Source organism: Stenotrophomonas sp. YJH_SMC_127, from assembly GCF_059372445.1.
Map to the genome: position 1 here is coordinate 1 of NZ_JCAFVO010000022.1, position 4,402 is coordinate 4,402.

Below are 4,402 nucleotides of genomic sequence, written 5' to 3' on the forward strand. Positions count from 1 at the left end.
CACGTCACCGCCCTGCGAGGCGACACCGTGCGCGCCGATGGCGAGCTGGTTGGCCTGGCGTGCGTGCTCGGCGTTCTGGCGCACGGTGGAGGTCAGTTCCTCCATCGAGGCGGCGGTTTCTTCCAGGTTGGCGGCCTGCTGTTCGGTGCGGCGCGACAGGTCGCTGTTGCCGGAGGCGATTTCACCGGCAGCGGAGCTGATCGCGCGGCTGGACTGCTTGATGCGGGTGACGATCTCGCTCAGCTGCGCGGCGGTGGCGTTGGCGTCGTCGCGCATGCGGGCGAACACGCCCTGGTAATCGCCGTGCATGCGCACGGTCAGGTCGCCCTGCGACAGCGCGGCCAGCAGGCCGGAGATCTGCTCGATGCTGCCGGCGTTGGCGTCCAGCAGGCCGTTGATCTGCTGGGCCAGCTGCAGGAAGAAACCTTCCTTGTCGCTGGCATCGATGCGGCCGGACAGGTCGCCAGCGGCGGCCTGGGCGATCACGCGGGCCACTTCGGCTTCGACCTGCGCTTCCTGGGTACGGTCGCGCCATTCCACCACGTAGCCGACGGTGTCGCCGCCTTCATTGCGGATGGTCGAGACCACCTGGGCGAACTGGGCATCGCCGTACTGCATCGGGCGACGGGCGACGCCGTGTGCCTTCAGGTTGCCCAGCAGGGTCTGGTCCATCTCGCCGCGGTGTTCGAGCACGGTGACCGGCTTGCCGATCAGCGAAGCCTGCGCATCGAAGTCCGGCAGGTCGCGGCGCAGTTCGTCCTGGTACTGGCTCAGGGTCTGCTGCAGGGCGCGGTTGCTGTAGACGATGGTGTTGCTGGTGTCGGTCAGGTAGACGCCGGTCGAGCTGTAGTCCAGCGCGGTACGGATGCGCAGGTTCTCGCGGGCGATGGCCTGGTCGGTCTCGATGCGCTCGCGCAGGTCGCGCTGCATGCGCTGCATGGCCTGCATCAGTTCGCCCACTTCATCCTGGCGGCTGACGTCGATGTGGCCATCGAGCTTGCCGCCGGCCACGTCGTTGGCCACCGAGACGGCGCCACGCACGCTGCCGACCAGGGCGCGGGCAAACAGCCACACCAGCACCAGGCCGAGCGCGGCGCCGCCCAGCAGCGCGATCACGGTCAGCACGGCCGAGGCGGAGTAGGTGGATGCGGCCTCTTCGCGCGAGGCGCGGGCGAGGCGGTTGTCTTCGGCGATCAGCGCCTCCAGCGCGGAGGCGGCCTTGCGGTGCTTGGTGCGGGTTTCGCCGACGAAGGTATCGATGGCGTCGTCCGGCAGGTCCAGTTCCAGCATCTCGGTGACGCTGTCATAGGATGCCAGGGCGTCCTTCCATTCCTTGGCGAAGGCGTCGAACAGCTTCTTCTGCTGCGGGTTGTCGACCAGCTTCGGATACTCCTTGATCGACTTGTCCATGCTGGCGCGCAGGTCGACACCCTGCTTGCGCGCATCGGACTTGACGTCATCGCTGGCGCGGATCAGCTGCTGGTAGGCGGCATTGCGGTACTCGCCCAGCATGCCGCGCATCTCGCCGGCCATGCGGATGCTCTCCATGCGTGAACCGGCCAGTTCGGTGGTCACGTTGTTCAGCGAATGCAGGCCGCGATAGGCGACGATGCCCTGCAGCAGCATCACCAGCAGGAGGACGCCGAAGGTCAGCAGCAGTTTCGGCATCAGTTTCAGGTTGTTGATCCACGGCATGGGCGTTGCGAGCTCCTAAGGCAGACGCGCCCGGGCATCGGGCCCGGTTGCAGCAGAAACCACGCCAGGACCAGGCCCGGCGTGGTCCGACGAACGGCGGATTACTTGATGTTGGCCAGCTTCAGCCCGGCCGGCGAGCTGACTTCGATTTCCGCACGCGAGGCATCGCGCTGGATCTTGCCGATCACGCACACGGTCTTGCCTTCCAGGGTTTCCAGCGGGAAGGAGAACTTGCCGCGGTTCTCGCCGGCGATACGTGCCGAGAAGGTGTGGCGCGGGAAGGCGCCGCCCATGTACAGGAAGGTCGGCTGGCCTTCGGAGCCTTCTGCGTAACGGGCCTTTTCGACCTTGCCACAGACCATGCCGTCCTTGCCGACCGAACGCGGCGCCATTTCCGGCGGGATCATGTCGGCCGACTGGGCGAAAGCGGAGGCGGCGGTGGTGGCCAGGACAGCGGCCGAGACGAACGCAAACAGGGACTTCATCGAGGGTATCTCCGGGGATGGTAACGATCGGGCCGGTCCTGTGCGCTCCTGCGCGACCGGCTTCTGTCCCCCTATCGGCACCGCCGAAGGGAACTGAAGGGTTTTGTGACTGGAACGTGAAGCAGTTCCGTTTGCTCAGGCAGCGACGTCTTCGGCGAGGTTGGCCTGGCCCATGTCGGCGCTGTCGAGCAGGGTCTCGATGTCCAGCAGGATCAGCATGCGATCGTCGTGGGTACCGATGCCGGAGATGAAACGGGTGTCGACGGCCGCGCCGAATTCCGGGGTCGGGCGGATCTGCTCGGCCGACAGGGGGATCACGTCGGAGACGCTGTCGACGACGATGCCGACCACGCGGTCTTCCACGTTCAGCACGATCATCACGGTGAAGGCATCGTAGCGGGCGTTGTCCAGGCGCAGCTTCAGGCGCAGGTCGATGACCGGGACGATGGTGCCGCGCAGGTTGATCACGCCCTTGATGTAGTCCGGGGCGTCCGGCACGCGGGTGACGGCGTCGTAGCCGCGGATTTCCTGCACCTTGAGGATGTCCACGCCATAGTGCTCGTCACCAAGGGTGAAGCTGAGGAATTCGCCACCGGCGCTGGCGGCGGAGCTGGTCTTGTCGTTCATCGAGGGGTCCTGGTTCTGCCGGAAGTCCCGGTGTCAGGCTCGATATCGGCCCCGCCGGGGGGGACTTTAGGTGCCGGGCAGTGCCGTGGATGGGGTCAGATCCCTTTTCAGGGAAAAGGGATCTGACCCCGGCACGCGTTCCAGGGTTGCCGGCCGGCGGCCGGCACTACCGGTCGGACGGCCTCAGAGCTCGCCGTTGCGGCGGGCCTTGCGCTGGCGGTCGATGCGGAAGATGTAGCGCTGGATGGCGCTGTCGGCGCCGCGTGGCAGACATTCAAAGCGCATCCCCACGCGCTTGACCTCGATGCCATTGGGCTGACGCTGCGGCAGCAGGTTGCAGACCACCAGTTCGATATCCAGGTCGGGGCCGTCCGGCAGCGACAGCTGCGCCGGATAGCGCCTCTGCAGACCAAACACCGCGCAGTCATTGGGCACCACCACGGCCAGGCCGCCACCGCTGATGTCCACCACCCGCATCGACAGCGCTTCGGCCCGCGCTTCGCCAGGCGGCAGCAGCAGGTGGGGCGAGTCGGTGACCGGCGTCTCCAGCCGGTACAGCTCGCGGCGCTGCAGGTGCACCAGTTCGTCAGGCAGCGGCGCACGGAAGGCCACATGGCCGTCGTTGTCCACGCGCTGCAGTTCGTGCAGCCGGAACCGTACCAGCACGCGTTCGAGCTGGGCGAAGCACAGCAGGTGATCGGCCTGTTCGGCGGCGCGGTTGGACGCCTCCTGCGGGCTGCCATCGAGCAGCAGCGTGTCTTCGTCCTCGTCGAGGTCGAGCAGGGCGGTCGGGAAGGAACGGTCGCGGCCGTCGATATGGGCATTGATCAGCGATCGCTGGTCGATCAGCGAGCGCAGCAGCTGGCGCAGCTGGCGCGGGTTGCGGACCAGGAATCGTTCGTCCGCGGCATCAGCCGCGTGGACATCATGCACTGCAGTGTCGTTGCCGTCGGACATGGAATCTACGGTCAGGGGCGGGCGCCAGCACGCATTGGCGCGAGGCTCGATGGGGATATCGGCCTCTGCACCGGATTATGAAGTGGGATTTGCATCACTTTCCACGCGTAAGGGGTCAGATCCCTTTCCCGCAGGAAAGGGATCTGACCCCGTGGTTCTGTCAGAATTCCTGCCAGTCGCCGTCCGCGGCCAGCGCCGGCTGGGCCGTTGCCGTGCGCAGCGCACGTGCCGGGGCCGGCTTTGCCGCAGGCGCGGCGGCTGCGAGCTGTCGCGGTACCGGTGCGGCCAGCGGGCGTGCCGGGATGGCCATCGTGCCCTGCGATGCCAGCCGGAAGCGGGCCACGGCTTCACCCAGCTGCACGGCCTGGTCTTCCATCGCGCGCGCCGCAGCAGTGGCTTCTTCCACCAGCGCAGCATTCTGCTGGGTGGTTTCGTCCATCTGCACCACGGTCTGGTTGACCTGCTCGATGCCCGCCGACTGTTCCTGCGAGGCCGCAGAGATCTCGGCCATGATGTCGGTCACGCGCTGCACCGAGGCGACGATCTCGCCCATGGTGCTGCCGGCCTGGTGGACCAGGCTGGAGCCTTCGGCAACCTTGCCGACCGAGTCGTCGATCAGGCCCTTGATCTCCTTGGCG

The 4,402-nt window shown here is 66.9% G+C and carries 5 protein-coding genes; all 5 read right to left on the reverse strand.

The features are described 5' to 3' along the window. The coding region (locus AC5QAB_RS21005) for a methyl-accepting chemotaxis protein (protein ID WP_495233608.1) at positions 1–1,695 on the reverse strand (1,695 nt) is incomplete at its 3' end. A gap of 101 nt (positions 1,696–1,796) precedes the next feature. After that, complete coding sequence (locus AC5QAB_RS21010) at positions 1,797–2,180, reverse strand: hypothetical protein (protein ID WP_014647020.1); 384 nt, start codon at positions 2,178–2,180, stop codon at positions 1,797–1,799. Between the two features lie 135 nt (positions 2,181–2,315). Next, a complete protein-coding gene (locus tag AC5QAB_RS21015) occupies positions 2,316–2,807 on the reverse strand; it encodes a chemotaxis protein CheW (RefSeq protein WP_014647021.1) in 492 nt (163 codons plus the stop codon). Between the two features lie 183 nt (positions 2,808–2,990). Next, the gene (locus AC5QAB_RS21020; RefSeq protein ID WP_197562187.1) at positions 2,991–3,764 is read right to left on the reverse strand and encodes a flagellar brake protein; all 774 of its coding nucleotides are present in this window, start codon (positions 3,762–3,764) and stop codon (positions 2,991–2,993) included. A gap of 160 nt (positions 3,765–3,924) precedes the next feature. Beyond that, a partial coding sequence (locus AC5QAB_RS21025) for a methyl-accepting chemotaxis protein (RefSeq protein ID WP_495233609.1) occupies positions 3,925–4,402 on the reverse strand: 478 nt, incomplete at its 5' end.